This window comes from Aequitasia blattaphilus, assembly GCF_024721305.1.
GTDB lineage: Bacteria > Bacillota > Clostridia > Lachnospirales > Lachnospiraceae > Aequitasia > Aequitasia blattaphila.
Map to the genome: position 1 here is coordinate 1 of NZ_JAMXOD010000056.1, position 1,424 is coordinate 1,424.

The following is a 1,424-nucleotide window of genomic DNA, read 5'->3' on the forward strand; positions in this document are numbered from 1 at the left end:
GGCCTTTGGACCTATAGTCTGGAGGAAATCCATAAAGGGTTACAGGAAAGCTACCGGGACATGAAGGAAAATGTAAGATCCACCTACGGTGTAACCATAAAGAAGCTTGCTTCCATTGGATTCAGTGCCATGATGCATGGATATATGGCCTTTGATAAGGAAGACAGACTGTTGGTTCCTTTCCGCACATGGAGAAACACCAATACCATAGAAGCAGCAGACAAGCTGACAGCACTTTTCCAGTATAATGTTCCTATCCGCTGGAGTGTGGCTCATCTTTATCAGTCGATTCTAAATGAAGAAGAGCATGTTAAGGATGTGAATTATGTATCCACTTTATCCGGCTACATTCACTGGCTGTTAAGTGGAGAGAAGGTGCTGGGAATCGGAGATGCATCAGGAATGTTTCCTATCGATACGGAGAAGAAGGATTATCATCAATCAATGGTGGAGTCTTTTGATGCTCTTGTGGCAGATAAAAATTATAACTGGAAGCTAAGAGACATTTTCCCGAAAGTATTGTGTGCCGGTGATGATGCCGGATGCCTGACTGAAAAAGGAGCGTTGCTGATGGATCCAGAGGGTGATTTGGAAGGAAATATCCCTCTTTGTGCACCGGAAGGTGATGCAGGAACCGGAATGGTGGCGACCAACAGTGTGGCACAAAGAACGGGAAATGTATCAGCAGGAACCTCAGTATTTGCAATGATTGTATTGGAAAAGGAGCTGTCCAAGGTATACCCGGAAATTGATATGGTAACGACGCCATCGGGAAGCTTAGTGGCAATGGCTCATGCCAATAACTGTACCTCAGACTTAAATGCCTGGGTGGGAATTTTTAAAGAATTCTTAGAAAGCTATGGAATGAAGGTGGACATGAATGAACTCTTCAGCATCCTTTACAATAAAGCATTAGAAGGAGATGGAGACGCAGGAAAGTTACTGTCCTATGGCTATTTTTCCGGAGAAAACATTGTACCAGTAACAGAAGGAAGACCCCTTTTTGTACGTATGCCAGACAGCAAATTTAACCTTGCTAACTTCATGAGATCTCACCTTTTTGGAGCCTTAGGAGCGCTGAAAATTGGAATGGAGATTCTAAGTGAAGAAGGGGTAAAGATTGATAAGATATATGGCCATGGAGGTTTGTTTAAAACGCCAGTGGTAGGCCAGCAGATGATGGCAGCAGCTATGAATGCACCGGTGTCTGTGATGGACACAGCAGGAGAAGGTGGTGCATGGGGTATTGCAATCCTGGCTTCTTATCTGGTCAACAAGGATCCAAAGGAAACTCTGGATGAATATTTAGAAGGAAAGGTATTTCAAGGAGAGACCGGAAGTGAAATTGCACCAAAGGCAGAAGATATAGAAGGCTTTGAATCTTACATTGAACGGTTCAAAAAGGGACTTGCCATTGAGCAATC

At 43.8% G+C, this 1,424-nt stretch carries 1 protein-coding gene; it reads left to right on the top strand.

Features of this window, described 5'->3' with window-relative positions:
• Positions 1-1,424, top strand: a 1,424-nt coding sequence (locus tag NHH15_RS15395) for a xylulokinase (protein ID WP_262067532.1), incomplete at both ends; no start/stop codon positions are given.